At 64.6% G+C, this 18,341-nt stretch carries 19 protein-coding genes; 4 read left to right on the top strand and 15 right to left on the bottom strand.

Annotation, left to right across the window (positions count from 1 at the left end; all coding sequences use genetic code 11):
* Positions 1–2: 2 nt before the first annotated feature.
* From A9K68_RS05065 to A9K68_RS05030, 8 genes are all read right to left on the bottom strand, one after another.
* A complete protein-coding gene (locus A9K68_RS05065) occupies positions 3–509 on the bottom strand; it encodes an arsenate reductase ArsC (RefSeq protein WP_065010236.1) in 507 nt (168 codons plus the stop codon).
* 13 nt (positions 510–522) lie between these two features.
* Entirely contained in the window at positions 523–855 is a 333-nt protein-coding gene (locus A9K68_RS05060) for a helix-turn-helix transcriptional regulator (RefSeq protein ID WP_065010237.1), read from the bottom strand.
* 130 nt (positions 856–985) lie between these two features.
* A complete protein-coding gene (locus A9K68_RS05055) occupies positions 986–2,476 on the bottom strand; it encodes an efflux transporter outer membrane subunit (RefSeq protein WP_065010238.1) in 1,491 nt (496 codons plus the stop codon).
* A gap of 10 nt (positions 2,477–2,486) precedes the next feature.
* Positions 2,487–5,642 (bottom strand): efflux RND transporter permease subunit, encoded by a 3,156-nt coding sequence (locus tag A9K68_RS05050; protein WP_065010239.1) that lies wholly within the window; start codon positions 5,640–5,642, stop codon positions 2,487–2,489.
* Between the two features lie 8 nt (positions 5,643–5,650).
* A complete protein-coding gene (locus A9K68_RS05045) occupies positions 5,651–6,931 on the bottom strand; it encodes an efflux RND transporter periplasmic adaptor subunit (protein WP_082982574.1) in 1,281 nt (426 codons plus the stop codon).
* Positions 6,915–7,100, bottom strand: a complete 186-nt coding sequence (locus A9K68_RS05040) for a hypothetical protein (RefSeq protein WP_203546886.1) — start codon at positions 7,098–7,100, stop codon at positions 6,915–6,917. The genes A9K68_RS05045 and A9K68_RS05040 overlap by 17 nt, the downstream gene beginning before the upstream one ends.
* A gap of 78 nt (positions 7,101–7,178) precedes the next feature.
* A complete protein-coding gene (locus tag A9K68_RS05035; protein WP_156768456.1) occupies positions 7,179–7,349 on the bottom strand; it encodes a hypothetical protein in 171 nt (56 codons plus the stop codon).
* Positions 7,350–7,440: 91 nt separating this feature from the next.
* On the bottom strand, positions 7,441–8,088 hold the full coding sequence (locus A9K68_RS05030; protein WP_065010257.1) for a hypothetical protein: 648 nt from the start codon (positions 8,086–8,088) through the stop codon (positions 7,441–7,443).
* Between the two features lie 208 nt (positions 8,089–8,296).
* Between A9K68_RS05030 and A9K68_RS05025 the strand changes: the two genes are divergently transcribed.
* Together A9K68_RS05025 and A9K68_RS05020 are read left to right on the top strand one after the other, a co-directional pair.
* Positions 8,297–9,022, top strand: coding sequence for a response regulator transcription factor (locus A9K68_RS05025; RefSeq protein ID WP_065010258.1), 726 nt, complete (start codon positions 8,297–8,299; stop codon positions 9,020–9,022).
* Complete coding sequence (locus tag A9K68_RS05020; protein WP_065010243.1) at positions 9,019–10,269, top strand: ATP-binding protein; 1,251 nt, start codon at positions 9,019–9,021, stop codon at positions 10,267–10,269. The genes A9K68_RS05025 and A9K68_RS05020 overlap by 4 nt, the downstream gene beginning before the upstream one ends.
* Positions 10,270–10,297: 28 nt before the next feature.
* Here A9K68_RS05020 and A9K68_RS05015 read toward each other — a convergent pair whose 3' ends face one another.
* Genes A9K68_RS05015 through exbB form a run of 3 tightly spaced genes read right to left on the bottom strand, consistent with a single transcriptional unit; the run spans position 10,298 to position 12,507 of the window.
* The gene (locus A9K68_RS05015; RefSeq protein WP_065010244.1) at positions 10,298–11,266 is read right to left on the bottom strand and encodes an energy transducer TonB; all 969 of its coding nucleotides are present in this window, start codon (positions 11,264–11,266) and stop codon (positions 10,298–10,300) included.
* Positions 11,266–11,724, bottom strand: coding sequence for a TonB system transport protein ExbD (gene exbD, locus A9K68_RS05010; protein WP_065010245.1), 459 nt, complete (start codon positions 11,722–11,724; stop codon positions 11,266–11,268). Before exbD ends, A9K68_RS05015 begins: the two co-directional genes overlap by 1 nt.
* Before the next feature lie 15 nt (positions 11,725–11,739).
* On the bottom strand, positions 11,740–12,507 hold the full coding sequence (gene exbB, locus A9K68_RS05005; RefSeq protein ID WP_246811298.1) for a tonB-system energizer ExbB: 768 nt from the start codon (positions 12,505–12,507) through the stop codon (positions 11,740–11,742).
* Here exbB and A9K68_RS31575 point away from each other — a divergent pair.
* Complete coding sequence (locus A9K68_RS31575) at positions 12,410–13,018, top strand: hypothetical protein (RefSeq protein WP_246811442.1); 609 nt, start codon at positions 12,410–12,412, stop codon at positions 13,016–13,018. The two genes, exbB and A9K68_RS31575, sit on opposite strands and share 98 nt — an antisense overlap.
* Before the next feature lie 280 nt (positions 13,019–13,298).
* On the opposite strand, the gene A9K68_RS04995 is transcribed toward A9K68_RS31575, so the two are convergent.
* The 3 genes from A9K68_RS04995 to A9K68_RS04990 all read right to left on the bottom strand — a co-directional run bounded on the left by A9K68_RS04995 (position 13,299) and on the right by A9K68_RS04990 (position 15,152).
* Positions 13,299–14,267 carry an LLM class flavin-dependent oxidoreductase gene (locus A9K68_RS04995; protein WP_065010260.1) on the bottom strand — a complete coding sequence of 323 codons (969 nt, stop codon included), beginning with the start codon at positions 14,265–14,267 and terminating at the stop codon, positions 13,299–13,301.
* Between the two features lie 133 nt (positions 14,268–14,400).
* Positions 14,401–14,556: a hypothetical protein gene (locus A9K68_RS31235; protein WP_082982575.1), complete on the bottom strand. Its 156-nt coding sequence runs from the start codon at positions 14,554–14,556 to the stop codon at positions 14,401–14,403.
* 203 nt (positions 14,557–14,759) lie between these two features.
* Positions 14,760–15,152, bottom strand: coding sequence for a hypothetical protein (locus A9K68_RS04990; protein ID WP_065010246.1), 393 nt, complete (start codon positions 15,150–15,152; stop codon positions 14,760–14,762).
* A 290-nt stretch (positions 15,153–15,442) separates the two neighbouring features.
* Here A9K68_RS04990 and A9K68_RS04985 point away from each other — a divergent pair, with 290 nt between their 5' ends.
* Positions 15,443–17,569, top strand: coding sequence for a DUF294 nucleotidyltransferase-like domain-containing protein (locus A9K68_RS04985; protein WP_246811297.1), 2,127 nt, complete (start codon positions 15,443–15,445; stop codon positions 17,567–17,569).
* Between the two features lie 66 nt (positions 17,570–17,635).
* Here the strand turns inward: A9K68_RS04985 and A9K68_RS04980 are convergent, their stop codons facing one another.
* Positions 17,636–18,268, bottom strand: coding sequence for a hypothetical protein (locus tag A9K68_RS04980; RefSeq protein ID WP_065010247.1), 633 nt, complete (start codon positions 18,266–18,268; stop codon positions 17,636–17,638).
* Positions 18,269–18,341 lie beyond the last annotated feature (73 nt).

Here is an 18,341-nt window from a genome sequence, read left to right as displayed (position 1 = left end):
AATCAGCCGGCCTTCGGTAGATCGCGGCCGATTTCGTCCAGCCGTTTCTGCAGGGCGAGCCTGTCGATCGTGTTCATCGGCAGGCTGACGAAGATCGAGATCCGATTGTTGAGCATGCGATAGGCTTCGGCAAAGGCCAGATGTTTTTCGGCGTCGGTGCCTTCCACGGCGGCCGGGTCGGGCACGCCCCAGTGCGCCGTCATCGGCTGTCCCGGCCACACCGGGCAGGATTCATTGGCGGCATTGTCGCAGACGGTAAAAACGAAATTCATCTCGGCCGCGCCGGGAGCCGCGAATTCCTGCCAGTCCTTCGAACGGGCGAAGGACGTGTCGTGGTTGAGGGTTTTCAACAGCTGGAGCGCGTAGGGATGGACCTCTCCCTTCGGGTGCGATCCGGCCGAATAGGCCCTGAACTTGCCGGCGCCGACACGGTTCAGGATCGCTTCGGCGAGGATCGACCTCGCCGAATTGCCGGTGCAGAGAAAAAGCACATTGTATGGCTCGCTCATGGCGTAGTCCCTTCTAACAGTTGCAGGTCACCGCCTGAATGACCGGCTGGCAGAGCTCCGGCGCGCCGCTGCAGCAATCCTCCATGAGATAGGCAAGGAGATTCCGAAAGCCGGTCATATCGGCGACGTAGCGGATTGTCCGGCCGTCGCGCTCGGCACGGACCAGGCCGGCATGGTCGAGGACCTTCAGATGCGCCGACATGGTGTTCTGCACCGTATCGAGGCGCGAGGCGATCTCGCCGGCCGGCACACCGTCTGCGCCCGCCCGGACCAGCAGGCGAAACACTTCGAGCCTGGTGTCCTGGCCAAGCGCTGCAAAGGCAAGGAGGGCGGCTTTCTTGTCCATGTATCTATACATCCAGAGTTAAGGATATTTAGCGCCAACATATGACAGCTGGATGACGGCAGGCAAGAGCCCCGATATCCAGATTTCGCCGATGTCCTGTCTGGACGGAGGGGCGATTCTCGGCTTGGCCTCAGGGTTTCGATGCCAGCCGCGCACCGGTCTTGACGTCGACCACCTCCGGCTTGCCAGCATCGATCGCACCGTCCCAGCCGCCGCCGAGCGCCTTGTTGAGCGCGATGTAGTCGGTGGCGATGGCGATGCGGCTTTGCAGCAGATCGTCCTCGGCCGAGTAGAGCGAGCGCTCCGCGTCCAGCACCTCGAGAAGGCTTGTCTCCCCGGCCTTGTAAAGCGTGCCTTCAAGGCGTGCCGTGTCCGCGTAGGATTTCGCGGAAGCAGCGAGCTTGCTGTTCCTGATGCGCTCCTGGCGTAGCGCAACGAGCGCGTTTTCCACATCCTCGAGCGCCGTCAGCACGGAGGCCCGGTAGGCGATGAAATATTGATCGCGCTGGGCTTTGGCGACCTCGACGGCCGCCTTCAGCTGACCGGCATTGAACAGCGGCACGCTGAGCGCCGGCCCGAATGACCAGCCGATCGAGGAGTTCTTGCCGAGATCGCCGAGCTTGAAGGCTGACGTGTCGATGTCTCCCGTCAGGCTGACCGAGGGATAGCGCGCCGCCTCGGCCTGGCCGATCTTGGCGGTGTATTGCGCATATTGCCGCTCGGCCATGCGCACGTCGGGGCGGGCTAGCAGAATGTCGGCCGGAATCCCGGCCGGGATCGGCAGGCGCGGGGTGGGAATCGGCGCGATGCGCCTCAGCCGCTCGTTCAAGGCGGAAGGCGGACGGCCGGTGAGCACCGCAAGGCGATGCACCGCTTCGGCGTAGCCTGCTTCCAACGACGGAACGTCTGCCTCGGTGCTGCTTGCCTGTCCCATCGCCTTGGCGACATCGGCCGCTGTCGCCGTGCCGGCTTGCGCCATGGCGCGGGTGAGCACCGCCGTTTGCTTCTGCGAGGCGGCTGCGCGCCGGGCGAGCTGAATGCGAGCCTGATAGCCGCGCGCCTGCGCATAGCTGGACGCCACGTCGCCGACGAGCGTCAGCAGCGTCGAGCGCAGTTCCTCCTCGGAGGCGTCCAGCCCATAGCGCGCGGCCTCGACGCTTCTGCGGTTGGCGCCGAACAGGTCGAGTTCCCAACTGGCGTCAAAGCCGGCCTGGTATTGACTGTAGGCATCGCTGGCAGTTCCGCCCGATGTGGTCGCAGCCGTCTTGTTGCGCGTGGCGGAACCGGAGCCGTCGGCGGACGGGAACAATGTACCGACGCTCTGGCGGTAGCTGGCGCGCGCCTCGCGGATCCTGGCTTTTGCGGTTGCCACATCGAGATTGCCGGCAACCGCTTGCTCGACAAGTGTATTCAGCTCCGGATCGCGCAGGCGTCGCCACCACTTCGACAGTTGCGCCGGCCTGATGACCTTGGCCGGGTTCTGACCGCTCCAGTTCGCCGGCACCGGCAGGATCGGCGTCTGATAATCCGGGCCGACAACGCATCCCGCGAGCAGGACGGCGGTGAGAATAGGCACAATCGTCCGCCTCGCGGCCACCGAGCCACGTTCAAAACCTGTCATATGAAGAACCCTATTGCTGTTTGGCTATTGTCGGCGTCTCGCCCGTATCCTGCCCAGTGTCCTGTTTGGCCGCCCTGCCCTTGAAGATGCGTCGCACCGTGACGAACAGCAGCGGCACGAGGAACACGCCGATCACGGTCGCAGCGATCATGCCGCCCATGACGCCGATGCCGACGGAGTTCTGCGCCCCCGAGCCGGCGCCGCTGGCGATCGCCAGCGGCGTCACGCCGAGGATGAAGGCCAGCGACGTCATCAGGATCGGTCGCAGCCTTTGTCGCGCCGCGTCCAGCGTCGCCTCGACAAGACCCATGCCGGCAGTCTGCCGCTCGATGGCGAACTCGACGATGAGGATGGCGTTCTTGGCGGCAAGCCCTATCGTGGTCAGCAACCCGACCTTGAAATAGACGTCGTTGGTCTGGCCGAACAGGGTCGCCGCCAGCAACGCGCCGAAGATGCCGATCGGCACCGAGAGCATGACCGCGAACGGGATCGACCAGCTTTCATAGAGCGCGGCCAGACACAGAAACACGACCAGCGCCGAAATCGCATAGAGAGACAGCGCCTGGTTGCCGGAAAGCCGCTCCTGGTGCGACAGTCCGGTCCATTCGTGGGAATATCCGGCGGGCAGCTGCGCCACCAGCCTGTCGATCTCGTCCATCGCCGCACCCGAACTGACGCCCGTGGCCGCCGCGCCCTGGATCTCGACCGCCGCCGACCCGTTATAGCGTTCGAGCCTGGGCGAGCCGAATGTCCAGTGGCTGGAGGCGAAGGCCGAGAACGGCACCATGGCGCCGTTGGAATTGCGGACCTGCCATTTGTCGAGATCCTCCGGCTGCATGCGGAAGTCCGCGTCCGACTGCAGATAGACCGGCTTCACCCGCCCACGATCGATGAAGTCGTTGACGTAGTCGCTGCCCCAGGCAGTCGAAAGCGTGTTGTTGATGTCGGCGAGGCTGATGCCGAGCGCGCTCGCCTTTTCCTGGTCGATATCGACCGAAAATTGCGGCTGGTCCTCCTGGCCGTTCGGGCGTGTGTTGGCGAGCAGCGTGCTCTTCGCGGCCAAGCCGAGAAGCTGGTTGCGCGTCTGGATCAACGCCTCATGGCCGGCGCCGTTGACGTCCTGCAGGTAGAAATCAAAGCCGTTGGTGTTGCCGAAACCCTGGATGGCGGGTGGGGCGAGTGCGAAAACCTGGGCATCCCTGATCTTGGAGAAGGCGCCCATGGCGCGGCCGGCGACCGCAGACACGGAAAGGGCCGAGGTCTTGCGCTGGTCGAAATCCTTCATCCGCACGAAGGCGATGCCGACATTCTGCCCGGCGCCGCCGAAGCCGAAGCCGGAAGCCGTGAACACGCCTTCGACCGCGTCCTTCTCTTCGTTGAGATAGTGGTTGGTCACCTCAGCCAGCACGCGCTCGGTACGGTCCTGCGTCGCGCCGACCGGCAGCGATGCGCTGGTGATCAGGATGCCCTGATCCTCATCCGGCAGGAACGAGCTCGGCAGCCGGGCAAACATCCAGCCCATGGCGATGACGATGGCGAGGAACACGGCGAGGAAGCGCCAGGAACGGTTGATGATGCCGTGCGAGCCGTCGCGGTAGGCGATGGTGCCGCGATCGAACATGCGGTTGAACCAGCCGAACGGACCCCTTTGCGTCGCATGGTCCTTGGCAGGGCGCAGGATGGTGGCGCAGAGCGCCGGCGTCAGCACCAGTGCCACCAGCACCGAGAGCACCATCGCCGAGACGATGGTGACGGAGAATTGCCGGTAGATGATGCCGGTGGAGCCGCCGAAGAAAGCCATCGGCACGAACACGGCCGACAGCACGGTGGCGATGCCGATCAGCGCGCCGGTGATCTCGTTCATCGATTTGCGCGTCGCCTCCTTCGGCGGCAGGCCCTCCTCCTGCATCACGCGTTCGACATTCTCGACGACGACGATGGCGTCGTCGACGAGCAGGCCGATGGCGAGCACCATGGCGAACATGGTCAGCGTGTTGATCGAATAGTCGAACAGCGACAGCACACCGAACGTGCCGAGCAGCACCACCGGCACGGCGATCGTCGGGATGATGGTGGCGCGCAGGTTCTGCAGGAAGACGAACATCACTAGGAACACCAGCACGATCGCCTCGGCAAGCGTCTTGACCACCTCCTCGATCGACAGCCGCACGAAGGGCGAGGTGTCGTAGGGATAGACGACCTCGACGCCTTGCGGCAGGGTCGAGCTCAGGCGGTTGATCGTCGTGCGCACGGCCTCGGCGGTGTTGATGGCGTTGGCGCCGGTCGCCAGGCTGACGGCGACGCCCGCCGCCGGCTTGCCATTGTAGTGGGCTTGCGTCGTATAGCTTTCGGCGCCGAGCTCGACGGTGGCGACATCGTTGAGGCGGACCAGCGAGCCGTCGGTCTGGCTCTTCAGGATGATGTTGCGGAACTGTTCGGCGGTCTGCAGCCGGCTCTTGGCCGTCACCGTGGCATTGAGCTGCTGGCCCTTGCGCGCCGGCAGGCCGCCGAGCTGGCCGGCCGAGACCTGCGTGTTCTGCGCCTCGATCGCCGAGGCCACGTCGCTCGGCATCAAGGCATATTTGGCGAGCTTGTCCGGATCGAGCCAGATGCGCATGGCATAGCCCGAGCCGAAAAGCTGCGTCGTGCCGACACCCTCGACGCGCTTCAGCGTGTCGTTGACGGTGGCGTCGACATAGTCGGCGAGATCGGTCGAGTTCATCTTGCCATCGCTGGAGACGAAGCCGATGACCATCAGGAAGCCGGTCGAGGATTTGGAGACGGTGATGCCGTTGTTCTGGACCACCTGCGGCAGCTGCGACTGCACGAGCTGCAGCTTGTTCTGCGTCTGAACCTGGGCGGTGTCCGCGTTCGCGCCGCTGGTGAAGGTCAGCGTGATGGAGGCCTCTCCGGTCGAGGTCGACGTCGCCGTCATATAGTCGAGATTGTCGATACCGGTCATGCCCTGTTCGATGACCTTGGTCACCGAGTTCTCGACGGTCTGGGCGTCGGCGCCGGGATAGGTGGCGCTGATGCTCACCGTGGTCGGCGCGATCTGCGGATACTGCGAGATCGGCAGCGATTGCAGCGCCAAGTGGCCGCCCAGCATGATCACGATGGCGATCACCCAGGCAAAGATTGGCCGGTTGATGAAAAACGCGGACATGATGTGCCTCAGTTGTTGCTTGAAGCGCCTTGCGCCGGTTTCTGGCTGCTTTCGGCTGCTTGCATGGGAGCGGGCGCGGCCGAGGATTGACGCTCCTCGATCTCTCCGGTCGCCTCGTCGATCGTCACTTCGACCGCGGTTGCATCGCCACTGGGGCGCACGAGCTGCATGCCCTCGACGATGACGCGGTCGCCATCGCCGACGCCGGAATCCACCAGCCAGTTGTTGCCGACGCTGTTGCGCACGGCGAGCACGCGCGTTTCGACCTTGCCTTCGGCATTGACGACCATTGCCGTCGCCTCGCCCTTGGCATTGCGACTGACGCCGCGCTGCGGCACCAGGAAACTGTTTTGGGCGACGCCTTCCTCGACGATGGCGCGCACATACATGCCGGGCAAGAGCAGCCGGTCGGGATTGGGGAACTGGGCTCTGAGCGCGAAGGTGCCGGTCGACTGGTCGACATTGGCGCCGGCGAATTCCAGCTTGCCGTTCTGCGCGTAGATGGTGCCGTTGTCGAGCTTCAGCTTGACGCTGACATTGGTCCCGCTGAATTTCAGCCGGCCTTCGTTGATCGCCTGGCGCAGATTGAGCAGGTTGGTGCTCGACTGCGTAACGTCGACATTGATCGGATCGAGCGCGCGAATGGTGGTCAGCACCGTTTCCTGGTTGGCGGTGACCAGCGCGCCCGGCGTCAATGTCGATTTGTCGATACGGCCGGCGATCGGCGCGGTGATCGAGGTGCGATTGAGGCTGATCTTCGCGGTTTCGACGCTGGCCTTGGCCGACGCGACGTCGGCCTGCGCCTGCGCCAGCGTCGCCGCGGCATCATCGTAATCCTGCTTCGAGACGACGTTCTGCTTCAGCAGCCCGGCATAGCGGTCGAACTTGGCCTGGGCGGTGGGCACCGCGGCTTCAGCCTTCTGCCGGGCCGCGACGGCGCTGTCATAGGCGGCCTGATAGCTCGCCGGGTCGATGAGGTAGAGCGGCTGCCCCGCCACCACCTCGGCGCCTTCCTGGAACAGCCGCTGCCGGATGATGCCGTCGACCTGCGGCCGGACCTCGGCTACGAGCGAGGCAGCGGTCCGGCCCGGCAGCTCGGCGGTGATCGCCACCGATTGCGGGTGCAGGGTGACGACGCCGACCTCGGGTTTGCCGACACCGCCCATGCCTGCAGGGGCGTTGCTGTGCTCCTGCGAGCAGGCAGCCAGAAGAAGCGCCGCGCACAGCATTCCGGCCCAGGGCGGGAGCCGGCGTACCGGCAGCGGAGACTGACTAGACTGGATGCGCATGGCCTGGATCTTTCCCTGAAATTACTGAAGCCGCCTGGCTGCCGGCATCGGATGGTTCCACCAGGAGCCGGCTGAGATGCCGGCCGAGGAAGCGCTCGTCCATGAAGGCATGGACCACCGGCATGTCGACGAGGCTGAGCAGGGTCGAGTTTCTGGCTGCGATGCCCATCAGCATCAATATGCCGATCAGCGCGCAACCGCATGGCAAGAATGATGGCGCAAACAGCAGGTATTTCCTCGCGACGAACTAGCGGCCATCAGTCATTTCGCCGTCGGTTGAACCCTTTCCCAGGATGGGAAATGCCGCGCGAAAGAAGACGAGTCTGGTGGCGCCGGTGAAGGCCTGCAGCGACCGCAGCGTCGCCGCCGAACCGCGGCGATGCTGCTCCGGCGCGGCCGCCATCAGCAGCCGCAGCATCAGGAACATCTCCCACATGGAAGTCTCTTTTACAAAAGCACCGGCCGGCCCGATCGCGGGGTAGGCCAAACGGGCCGGCCGGTGCAGCCGGTCAGAGTTGCCCGCCCGTCCGGGGCAGGGGTGGCGGAAGCGGCCTGCCAGAATCGGGCAGGCCTTCGGGGCCGGCTGCATCATCCGGCGGATTGTCCCATGGGCCTTGGGGTGGTCCATGAGGTCTGTCCGCCGAAGCAAGGATTTCGAGCTGTTCGGGCGTCAGCTCGACGCGAAGCGCGGCAATCGTCTCCTTCAGCTTTGCTGCCGAGGCGGCACGTTGGGTTAGATCGTCTGCCAGTCTTTCCTGGACAGCGAAGGCGCGCGGCGCCTTGGCGCCGGGCGCTTCCGCGTCGGCGCCATCCGGGCCATGATCGGGCCGCGCCAGCATCGCCTGCAGCGCGCTGGTATAGTCCCGCCAAGCGTCGAGTTGCTCCGTCCTGATGCCGATGCGGGTCTCAAGCGCGGAAAGCCGGGCGGCGAGCATTTCCGGCGGCGGCCCCATGCGGCCGGGACCAAAACCGTCCGGTCCATGCCGCATCGGCCCGCGCCGGCCGGGCCAGGGCATCGGGCCATGGTCCGCATCGTCCTGCCGGGCCATCGCCGGCGGTTCGTCGCCGGGCGCGGCGGCGGGGTCGGGCTGCGCCGCCAGCACGGGATGGATGGCGGCAAGCGAAAACAGGCCGAGCGCAAGAAATCTGCTTTGCATGATGGTGTTCCTTTCTCTCATGCTTCGGACGGCAGGAGGATAGGAGGCGTCTTTTTCCGCTTCGCTTCGGCGTGTTGCCGAAGGTTTCCGGAAGAAGGAGATTTGTTTCCGAATGTTTCCGCGCCCGGGCCGGAAACAATTGGTTGCAAATTTCCATGCCTTTCAGGCGCGGCTCTCCCTATAATCAAGAGCAAGCAAGGGCATGCAAATGCAGTCACAACCCCATATTCTCGTCGTCGACGATGATCGCGAGATCAGGACGCTGCTCGGGCGCTATCTCGACGGCCAGGGATTTCGCGTCTCGGCGGCGGCGGATCGGCGCGAATGCGAGCACAGACTTGCCACCGGCCAGTTCGACCTGATCGTGCTCGACGTCATGCTGCCCGATGGTTCGGGGCTCGATATCTGCCGGAGCCTGCGTGACCGCAAACCGCATACCCCGGTGATCCTGCTGACCGCGCTCAAGGAGGATGTCGACCGCATCATCGGGCTGGAGCTCGGCGCCGACGACTATCTCGGCAAGCCATTCAATCCGCGCGAGCTCACCGCCCGCATCCGCGCCGTGCTGCGTCGCTCGGCGCCGGAAGAGGCTGCTCCCCCTCGCATGCGCGTCTATCAGTTTGCCAGCTACAGGCTGGAGCCGGACACCCGCAAGGTGACGGATCCGCAAGGCGTGGCCATCGACCTCACCGGCGCCGAGTTCGATCTTTTGCAGGTGTTTCTTGACCGTCCCGGCCGACTGTTGACGCGCGACCAGCTGCTCGACCTGACGCAGGGCCGCGAGCGCGACCCGCTCGAACGCTCGGTCGACGTGTTGATGAGCCGGCTGCGGCGTAAATTCGCCGACGCCGGCGATGGGCCGCTGTTCAAGACGGTGCGCAATGGGGGCTACCAGCTCACCGCGAGGGTCGAGACGGCGGAGAACCACGCGTGACCTCACTGCGCCGCCGCCTCATCCTGCTGCTGGTCGCTTCGATCGTCGGTGTGGTCGGCCTGGCGACGGCCGCCGTCATCAGCGTGCGTGGCGGGGGGCCACCACCGGAACTGATCATGCCCTGGGTTGCCCAACAGATGGAACTCGTAGTGCGGCTTCTGCCCAGCCAGATTCCAGATGTGCTGCCGGTGCAACTGAGCGACCATCCGGCCGGCGGCAGGGTGGACCGGGACGAAACGGCGATGCTCAACGACATCCTGCGCCGCCGGGGTCTCGACGTCCTGGCCGTCGTCAACGACAAAGCTGGAGAGCCCGGTCAGCTTGCGTCGGTACGCCTGCACGACAATCGCTGGGCGATCATCGAAGTTCCCCACATCACGCCGCCAAAGCGCGAGTGGCTGGTTCTCGCCGGCTGGATCTCGCTGATTGTGGCCGGCGCCACGGCCGTCTCGGTTTATTTCACCTCCGTGCTGATCCGGCCGGTCGAGATGCTGGAGGCCGCCGTTTCCAAGATCGGGTCGGATGGCGTGCTGGCGGCGGTGCCAGAGGTGGGTTCGGCCGAGGTCAAGGCGACGGCGCACGCGCTGAACCAGCTTTCGTCGCGACTGAAGACCGCTATGGAAAGCCGCATGCGCCTGGTCGCCGCCGCCGGGCATGATTTGAGAACGCCGATGACGCGCATGCGGCTGCGCGCCGAATTCCTGGCTGGCAACGAAGAACGCGAGAAATGGCTGCACGACCTCGATGAGCTCGATCGCATCGCCGACAGCGCCATCCGACTGGTGCGCGAGGAGGTTGACCAGGATGCCGTCGAGCCGGTCGAGTTGGACCGGCTGGTTCGCGACATCGAGGCCGAGATGGTTTCGCTCGGCCATGCCGTGTCGGTCGGCCATCTCGACAAGGTCTCGGTCAGGGCAGGCGCGCTCGGCCTTCGCCGCGCGCTGCGCAACCTGATCGTCAACGCCGCCACGCATGGCAAGGGCTGCGGCATCTCCCTGTCCGCAGCCGACAACCGCGCCACCCTCACCATCGCCGATCGCGGACCCGGCATTCCGCCCGAGCTGCTCGGCAAGGCGTTCGAGCCCTTCTTTCGCGTCGATCCCGGCCGCAGGCAGTCCATTCCAGGCGCCGGCCTCGGCCTCGCCATTGCCAAGGAAATCATCGAACGCCACGGCGGCGCCATCACACTGGAGAACCGCCCGGGCGGCGGCCTTTCCCAGAAAGTGGTTTTCGATGCGGTTTCCTGATTCAGCCGTTTGGCGCCATTCTCGACGATTACCGCAGGCTGAACGTCAAGGGCACATCGACACGCGAGCTAACGCCTTCCGGCGGCGCCGGCACTGTAGCGCCCTGCAGCAGGTCCAGTACACTGCGGTCGAGATCAGGGTCGCCGGATGAACCGGTGATGCGAACGGACGTCACTCGGCCGGAGCCGGCCACCATGAAGGAGACCCTTACGGTTCCTTCCGAACGGCGGGCTCTCGCGGCCTTCGGGTAGCGCTTGTGCCGATTGATCCACCTTGTCAGTTGCGAGTTCCACTTCTTGGCGTCCCCTCGGGACGCAGCCACCGCCTTGGCCGACTTCGGTGCGGCCGCCCTGGCTGCGGGTGTCGCAGCGAGACTGGCCGTCGTCCGCGGCGGTGCGGCTTTCTCCTTTTTCGGACGGTTTTTGGCCTTTTCGACCGGCTTCTTCGCCTTGGCCTCAGCCGGCTCTTTTACCTCAGTCTTTGCCTGCTTCTTTGTCTTGGCCTCGGCGGGTGCCTCGACCGGTTTCGGCTGCGGCAGCGGGATGACCACTTCCGGCGTGACGGCCTCGGCAACGTCCGGCACGACCTCCTCGAGCGGCGGCTGGTCGACCCGTTCCGCCATGGTCGGCGGCGTGGGCTCGACTGTGTCGGCCGGAGCGGTTTCCGACGGCTCGGTGACCGGCTCTGCCTGCTCGACGGGCGATTCGGGCGGAGGCTCCGTTTCGGCTACGGGCTCCTCGGCCGGATCCGGCTGATCGGGCGCCACCTCGTCCGGTATCGGGGCCGGCATGGCTGGCGTGAACGCCATCGGCGACAACTCGATCACCTGCGCCTGCGGCGGCCCGCCATCGGGCTCGGCCGGGCGCCAGCTCTGCATCGCATAGCCGATCGCGGCATGCGCCACCAGAACCAGCGCAGCCGCGGCCGCCCACCAGGCAATCTCGCGCATGCCGAAACGCCGCTGATCGGCCACCGGCAGGGCGGCCGCCGGCGACATTATTGGCCCGTTCCGACTTGTGGCGCCGCGGCATCGCCGGGCGCGGTCTCGAGGCCGACCAGCGCGATCTTCAGATAACCGGCGCCCCGCAGAAGGTTCATCGCCTCCATCAGATCGCCATAGCCGACCGCCTTGTCGGCGCGCAGGAAGATGCGCGTCTGCCTGTCGCCTTTTGTCCTGCCGACGAGCGTGGCGGCGAAGGCTTCGCGCGGCACGGTGTCGTTGCCGATCGCCAGGCTGAGATCGTTTTTCAGCGTCAGGAACAGCGGCGTCTCCGGCCGGGGAGCCGGCGTCGCGGTCGAGCCCGGCAGGTCGACATTGACATCCACCGTCGCCAGCGGCGCCGCGACCATGAAGATGATCAGCAGGACCAGGATCACGTCGATGAACGGCGTGACGTTGATCTCGTGGTTTTCCGCGAGATCGCCGTCGATGTTCTCTCGAATTCTAGCTGCCATGGCGTCGTTCCGTGTTCATTCCGCGGCCATCTGCTTTGCCGGCGCGACCGTGCGGAAATCCAGATCCCGGCTGACCAGCCGTTCGACCCCTGCCGATGCATCGGCAAGGATCTGCCTGTAGCCGGCTATCGATCGCGCGAAGACGTTGTAGATGACCACCGCCGGGATCGCCGCGACAAGGCCCATCGCGGTGGCCAGCAAGGCTTCCGCGATTCCCGGGGCAACGACGGCGAGATTGGTGGTCTGTGCCTGCGAGATGCCGATGAAGGCGTTCATGATGCCCCAGACCGTGCCGAAAAGGCCGACAAAGGGCGCGGTCGAGCCGATCGTCGCCAGCACGCCGGTGCCGCGCGACATGCGCCGCGCCGCCGCCGCCTCGATGCGCGACAGGCGCGAGGTGACCCGCTCCTTCAGCCCGTCGCCGGACACATGGTCGAGCGAGCCGGCCGAAAGTGCTGCCTCTTCCTCGGCTGCCCGCACCAGCAGGGCGCCGGGACCGCTATTGTGGCCAAGCGCGCGCCCCGCCTGGTTCAGCGTCGCGGCATTGCCGATCGCTTGTGCCGCGCGGCGGGCGCGCAGCTTGCCGCCAAGGATCTCCAGCGATTTGGCCAGCCATATCGTCCAGGTGACGAAGGACGCAAAAGCCAGCCCGATCATCACCGCTTTCACGACGATGTCGGCCGCCATGAACATCCCCCTTGGCGACAGATCATGCGGCAGGGTCAAAGACGTCGCCGTCGAAGGACCAGTCTCGATAGGCGTGGTCTCGGTGGGCGTGGTCACGGTGGGCTGCGCCGGTGGCACGACCGCGTCCGGCGCAGCCTCCCCGGGCGCGGGAGCCGGTGCCTCGATCGCCGGGACTGCGCCCGGTTGCTCCTGGGCGGCCGCGCCGCCAGCGAACAGGATGACGGATGCGAGCAAGGCCGCGAACAAACCATTTCTGGACAAGGGCTTCTTCCTTATTCTCACAGTGGTCTCATTGCACATAGCCGATCGGCTGGCCGGTGACGGGGTGCGCAAACACGCCCATCTCGACACCGAAATTCCCTTGAGCACGTCGCCCTGCATGATCTGGTCCGGCGTGCCGCGCGTCAGCAGCCTGCCGTCCTTCAGCGCGATCGAGCAGCGTCCGCTCGCCGACGGCGAACCGTACCGCTTCGACATGGAAGGCAGTCTGGGCATGAATTCCAGCCACGGTCTCGGCCTCTCTTGGCTTCGCGCGCGCATTTCGAAATCCGATTTTCGGCGCCGATGCTCGTTGACTATGAAACATGAGTTTACTAGTCAACAATGATGATGGCTTTTTGAATCGACAAAATGTCGTGACGCCTCGGATTTGCGTCGAAATTCGAAAATGTGGAGCGCGCCGAGATGGTCGTTGGTTCAGGTCGCGGCTGAACTCAAGACGGGGTGACTGCGCGCCGAAACCTCCTGATCGCCTCGATGTCGCGGCCGGTGCTGCTTGGCGGCGGCCACGCGCCGCGCAAGAAACGACCATCACTCTCGACCCGAGGTCGAGCTCGGCGCCGGAAGCTTCAACCGCTATGAAGGAAAGTTCGACTTCAGCGGGGCTGTCAACGCAGACAAGTCGCTGCTGTTCCGCCGGCGCGTGCTTCCCGAATCACCCGAGGCGCAAACGCCCCAGGCTGAGGGACATCGGCTTCGCGGCGCCCCAGAGTGTTGCGCAGCAGCGCGATCACCTCGCGGCCAGCCATTGCGATCTCGCGTGGCCTGTCGATGCCGACGATCATGAATTCCTCGATTCCCAGGGCCGCATAAGGAAGCAGCGACAACGCGATCTGCGCCGGCGGTCCAGCAATTTCGACCGCCTTCTGGCAGGAGGCGTTGTCCTCCGAACGGATCCGGACGGGAAGTGCGAAACGCAGCTTGCCGGCCCGGCCGTGTTCGGCGGCGGCACTGCGCACCCGCTCCATCAGTTGGCGGATCTCGTTGAGCGAACCTGGCGCCAGTTCGAAGACATCGGCATGCCGCCCGGCCACCTTGAGGGCCGTTCCGGACTGGCCGCCCATGCGGATGGTCACGTCAGCGACAGTCGGCCCCTTGCGCGGCACATAGCCGCCCGTGACGCTGTAGAAGGCGCCTTCATGATCGAACGGCCTGTCGTTCGACCACAACCGTTTCAGCAGCACCAGATATTCGTCGATCCGCTGCCAGACGACCGTATGACCGACCGGACGTGTTTCGGCATCGTCATCGTTCAGCGGCTCGCTGAGCATCCTGAGCGACAACCGCGCGCCGCTTTTCGCGTCGAGCGCCGCCAGTTGCCGTGCCGCCACCGTCGGCTCGATCACACCGGCCCAATGCGTGAGAACGACCTCGAGTGAGGACGTGCGGTCCAGCGCCCGGGCGGCAATATCCATATTGGTCAGCAGCCCGGCCGGATCATCAACGACGATCTTCTGGAAGCCGGCGTCCTCGATCAGCGACAGCTTTGTCGCGGTTTCCGCGAAATCGTAGAAAAACGGCACGGTAAGGTCGGCGGGGTGAGTTTTACCGGGAACATGCGTGAACTCGATCGGCATTGCCATCTCCTCCATCACGTTGAGATCAGGGCGCGCAAAAGCACACCGGCATTCGGTTCATTCAACTCCGATATTGCGAAACGGCAGATCGCTATCCCTGTAAGTCAGGCCCCGATCACTCGGGGCGCCATGATCAGGGAATAAGACCCAGAACGACTGCCCCGGTGAACACGAACGCAAGGGCAAAGACGAGATAGGCAAAGGCGCCCGCATAGGCCGGCCGCCAGGTCTGGTCAGAACCGAGCCTTTGGCCTTTGCGGGCAGTCCGGGCGTTCTGGAAATAGGACATATCGACCTCCGTCTCGGCGGTTAATCTATAAAATCGGTAGACTTTGTCGAGTGCTATTTTCCAGCGATCCTTGGAATATTTTTCTCAAACGGGATGACAATTTGGTTTGTTTGCTGCTTAGCGCGGCACTTTCCGGGCCGATGCCCGATGGCAAAACGCCAGGCTCGTGCGGGCGGAGGGACAGGGATGGGCGGAGCGGCCGCCTATTTGGCGGGCGGCCTGTAAGCTTCCAGGCCGAACAGCATCAGCACGAGCGACACCAGGAAGAACCCGACCGCCACGCCAAGCGCGATCTTGGCGTAGAGTTTATAAACGTCGCCCATGATGGTGCCGAACACCCGTCGCGCCGGACCATCGGCTGGGCGCGATTTCTCATCAAGGTAGAGCCAGACTTCGGTGTGCTTGGGATTCTTGCTGGCTGCGGTCATAGCTTTCCACATCAGGGCCAGAACCATCGTCAGCGTGAGGAACGCGCCGGAGCGGAATGCGGATACCGGGTTGAAGGAGAAGCCGACCATGACACAGCCGATGGCAAGCGATCCGAACATTACGGCGCGCCCGATACACTCCACAGCAATCCGCCTGATCTCATCCATCGGCTGCCTCGGCAACAAACTCGCCGACAGTGCGCGAGCGCTGCGACCGTATCAAATCACTTTAAGGCGAATGTGCCGCCTGGACGGGTGGTCCTCCGGGATTCAGTATGGCCATGCGGGCGCGCAGCTCCAGGCCGACCGGGGCATCTTTGCGAACGCCACAGCATGAAATTCGGCCATCGACGCGGCCCGCCGGCGCGCTCTATGCTGCAGGGCAAGCAGGATCGACCTTTCCGGCATCAACAGGGCGCTGTCTCGGCAAGAAATCCGGCAGAGGAAGGCTATCGGCTATGCCGAAGGGGACGGAATTGAAGCCGGCGACCGGCGCGACACCGCTGATAGCAATAGCGGCTGCCGCTGTTGACACCGAAACAACCGGGCCCGACGCCACCAAGGCGCGCGTAATCCAGATTGGCGCGATCGGCATCGCGCATGGCAAGGTCGTCCGGCAACCTCGGTTCGATCTCCTCATCGATCCTGGCGAAGCAATCCCGTCCGAGGCTTCGCTCGTCCACGGCATCACGGATGGCGATGTTGACGGCGCCGGGAGCTTCCCGGATGCATGGGGGCAATTCCAGGAGTTCGTCGGCGACCGCATCCTTGTCGGCCACTCGATCGGCTTCGACCTGGCGGTATTGGAGCGCGAATGCCGCCGCGCCGGTTTGCCCTGGAAAAAGCCTCGGGCGCTGTGCGTCCGGCTTCTTGCAACCATAGCAAATCCCAATCTGGCGGACCATTCGCTGGAGACGATCGCCGCCTGGCTTCGCCTGGAGATAGCTGGCCGCCATTCGGCTCTGGGCGATGCGATCGCGGCGGGAGACATCTTTGCCGGGTTGATACCGGAGTTGCGCAAGCGCAACATCCGAACACTCGGAGAGGCCGAAGTCGCCTGCCTTGCCCTTTCGGATGCTCTCGAAGCCGGCCATCGCGCCGGCTGGGCCGAGCCGGTGTCGCGACCCCAGGCTCCCGCGTTTCAGCCGGTTGATCCCTATGCCTATCGGCATCGCGTCGGCAGCCTCATGAGCAGCCCGCCAGTCGTGGTGAAATCGACCAAACCGACAAGGCAGGTCATCGACCTCATGGTCAAGCGCAAGATCAGCTCGGTCCTGGTGTCCGACCGAGGAACGCCGGATCGACCGATTGAGGAGTATGGCATCGTTACCGAGCGTGACCTGCTGCGCCGCATATCGTCCGACGCCGAGCGGGCTTTTGACATGCCGGTCGGAAGCATCGCAACGCGACCGCTGATAAGCATCCGCGCCGCCGCCTTCGCTTATCGGGCGATCGGCCGCATGGATCGGCTGAAAGTCCGCCATCTCGCCGTCCACGATGGGGGCGTGTTGGTCGGCGTGCTTTCGGCGCGTGACCTGCTGAGGCTGCGTGCCGCCGCTGCCATCGATCTCGACGACACGATCGAACATGCCAAGGACGCCGCCGAACTGGCCGCCACCTGGTCGATGCTGCCGGGCGTGGTACGTTCGCTCATCGGCGAAGCGATCGACCCGCGCGCGGTGGCGGAAATCATCAGCGATGAACTTTGCTCGCTTACCCGCCGCGCTGCCGTGCTTGCCGAACAACAGATGCAGATCGAAGGTCACGGCCCGCCGCCCTGCGCCTACGCCGTGCTCGTGCTCGGCTCAGGCGGCCGTGGCGAAAGCCTGATAGCCCCCGACCAGGACAATGCAATCGTCTTCGCAGATGGCGAGCCGGGCGGGGCCGAAGACAGCTGGTTCAAAAAGCTCGGCACCAAGCTCGCCGACATGCTCGACATCTCAGGCGTGCCGTATTGCAAAGGCGGGGTAATGGCCGCGAACGCCGCATTCCGCGGAAGTCTCGACACCTGGAAGGGGCGCGTCGAAGATTGGGTTCACCGCCTACGGCCGGAGGATCTGCTCAACGTCGATATCGTCTACGATCTGCGGCCGGTTCACGGTGATACGGCGCTGGCCGCGCAGTTCATCGAATATGCGTATGACCGTGGCCACGCCGAGCCGGTATTCGCGAAGCTTCTCGGCGAGCAGATGACAACCGGCAATCCCTTCACTGTTTTTGGTGGCTTTCAGCTTGAAAATGGCCGGCTGGACATCAAGAAGTATGGCCTTTTTCCGATCGTCGCGACCGCACGCACGCTTGCAATTCGCCACGGCATCCGCGAGCGGAGCACGCGTGCCCGGCTCGAGAGACTGATCGCGCAGGATATCGGCGGCGAGCGCGACATGAAGGCGATGCTGGCCGGCCATTCCATGCTGATCGGCTTGCTGCTCGCTCAGCAGACGCATGACATCTACGCTGGTATACCTGTATCCAACCGTATCGAGATCAATGCCCTGACGCGCGAGCAGCAGGCAGAGCTCAAGAGCCTCATCAAGCGCCTCCAGTCGGCACCCGACCTGGTGCGGGATCTGATGTTCGCATAGCCGGCGACGCTCGGACGGTGCGAGGCCGAACGGGGAGCCCTGGATATCGGCGCGCCGGAACAAAGCTCAGATGCGCGCGGCACCCAGCAACTCGTCGACGAGGGCGCTGCGGTCAGCCTGCGCAAGGAAATCCTCATGCGCGCGCAGCAGATTCATCCTCAGGAAGTTGAAGATATAGTCATAGTCGTTGGTCAGGAGATTGGGGTGGATCGGGACCATCTCGAAAACCGTTCGCGCCAGCGGCTCGGGGATTTCGCGCACCGGCCGCGGCGGACCGATCTGCGTGGCGGCGAGACGTTGACGTGTGAGCTCGGTGGCGTCCTCCCAGAAAGTCGGGGGCGAGCCGTCCGGAACGGCATATTTGGAGAAGCTTGCCAAGGCCACTTTTTCCAGCGCCGCTGGCAGGCCTCGCTGGCGCAAGCCGGCGGGTTCGCGCAGCGCACCCTCCACCATTTCCGCCACGATGGCATAGCAGGCAGGGTAGGCGCGCCAGCGTGAATGGTTGAGCGCCGCCTGGAACTCCTTCTCGCTGAACAGCTTCTGCCAGTAGACCCCTGCCCTGACGCGGCAGAACTCGACGATGCTTTTCTGCGCCAGGAAGGCGGCGCGCGAATCCATGAAGTCAGCCAGGTCGCTGACGCTGCCGATCGGGTGCGGCTTACGCAAGAACTCGGGCAACAGGTTGGTCAGCAGGCCCATGACGCTCTCCCTTCGGTTTTGTTTCCAACCGATGTTGATCGTTTAGCCTCCGCGACGCCGCACCGCCAGCCCT

Origin of the sequence: Mesorhizobium sp. AA22 (genome assembly GCF_001672375.2) — a bacterium.
GTDB classification, from domain to species: domain Bacteria; phylum Pseudomonadota; class Alphaproteobacteria; order Rhizobiales; family Rhizobiaceae; genus Mesorhizobium; species Mesorhizobium wenxiniae.
This window is presented reverse-complemented; position numbering and strand designations above follow the sequence as displayed.

Bases quoted from the DNA above. Each gene is read 5' to 3' on its own strand.
- A9K68_RS04980 (WP_065010247.1), bottom strand. From the start codon at position 18,268: ATGGGCCTGCTGACCAACCTGTTGCCCGAGTTCTTGCGTAAGCCGCAC.
- A9K68_RS05015 (WP_065010244.1), bottom strand. From the start codon at position 11,266: ATGTCGCCGGCGGCCGCCCTGCCGGTGGCCGATCAGCGGCGTTTCGGC.
- A9K68_RS31575 (WP_246811442.1), top strand. From the start codon at position 12,410: ATGAACATCCCCCTTGGCGACAGATCATGCGGCAGGGTCAAAGACGTC.
- A9K68_RS04985 (WP_246811297.1), top strand. From the start codon at position 15,443: ATGCCGAAGGGGACGGAATTGAAGCCGGCGACCGGCGCGACACCGCTG.
- A9K68_RS04990 (WP_065010246.1), bottom strand. From the start codon at position 15,152: ATGGATGAGATCAGGCGGATTGCTGTGGAGTGTATCGGGCGCGCCGTA.
- A9K68_RS05035 (WP_156768456.1), bottom strand. From the start codon at position 7,349: ATGCTGCGGCTGCTGATGGCGGCCGCGCCGGAGCAGCATCGCCGCGGT.
- A9K68_RS05050 (WP_065010239.1), bottom strand. From the start codon at position 5,642: ATGTCCGCGTTTTTCATCAACCGGCCAATCTTTGCCTGGGTGATCGCC.
- A9K68_RS05040 (WP_203546886.1), bottom strand. From the start codon at position 7,100: ATGGGCATCGCAGCCAGAAACTCGACCCTGCTCAGCCTCGTCGACATG.
- A9K68_RS31235 (WP_082982575.1), bottom strand. From the start codon at position 14,556: ATGTCCTATTTCCAGAACGCCCGGACTGCCCGCAAAGGCCAAAGGCTC.
- exbD (WP_065010245.1), bottom strand. From the start codon at position 11,724: ATGGCAGCTAGAATTCGAGAGAACATCGACGGCGATCTCGCGGAAAAC.
- A9K68_RS04995 (WP_065010260.1), bottom strand. From the start codon at position 14,267: ATGCCGATCGAGTTCACGCATGTTCCCGGTAAAACTCACCCCGCCGAC.
- A9K68_RS05025 (WP_065010258.1), top strand. From the start codon at position 8,297: ATGCAGTCACAACCCCATATTCTCGTCGTCGACGATGATCGCGAGATC.
- A9K68_RS05030 (WP_065010257.1), bottom strand. From the start codon at position 8,088: ATGCAAAGCAGATTTCTTGCGCTCGGCCTGTTTTCGCTTGCCGCCATC.
- A9K68_RS05055 (WP_065010238.1), bottom strand. From the start codon at position 2,476: ATGACAGGTTTTGAACGTGGCTCGGTGGCCGCGAGGCGGACGATTGTG.
- A9K68_RS05045 (WP_082982574.1), bottom strand. From the start codon at position 6,931: ATGCGCATCCAGTCTAGTCAGTCTCCGCTGCCGGTACGCCGGCTCCCG.
- A9K68_RS05065 (WP_065010236.1), bottom strand. From the start codon at position 509: ATGAGCGAGCCATACAATGTGCTTTTTCTCTGCACCGGCAATTCGGCG.
- A9K68_RS05060 (WP_065010237.1), bottom strand. From the start codon at position 855: ATGGACAAGAAAGCCGCCCTCCTTGCCTTTGCAGCGCTTGGCCAGGAC.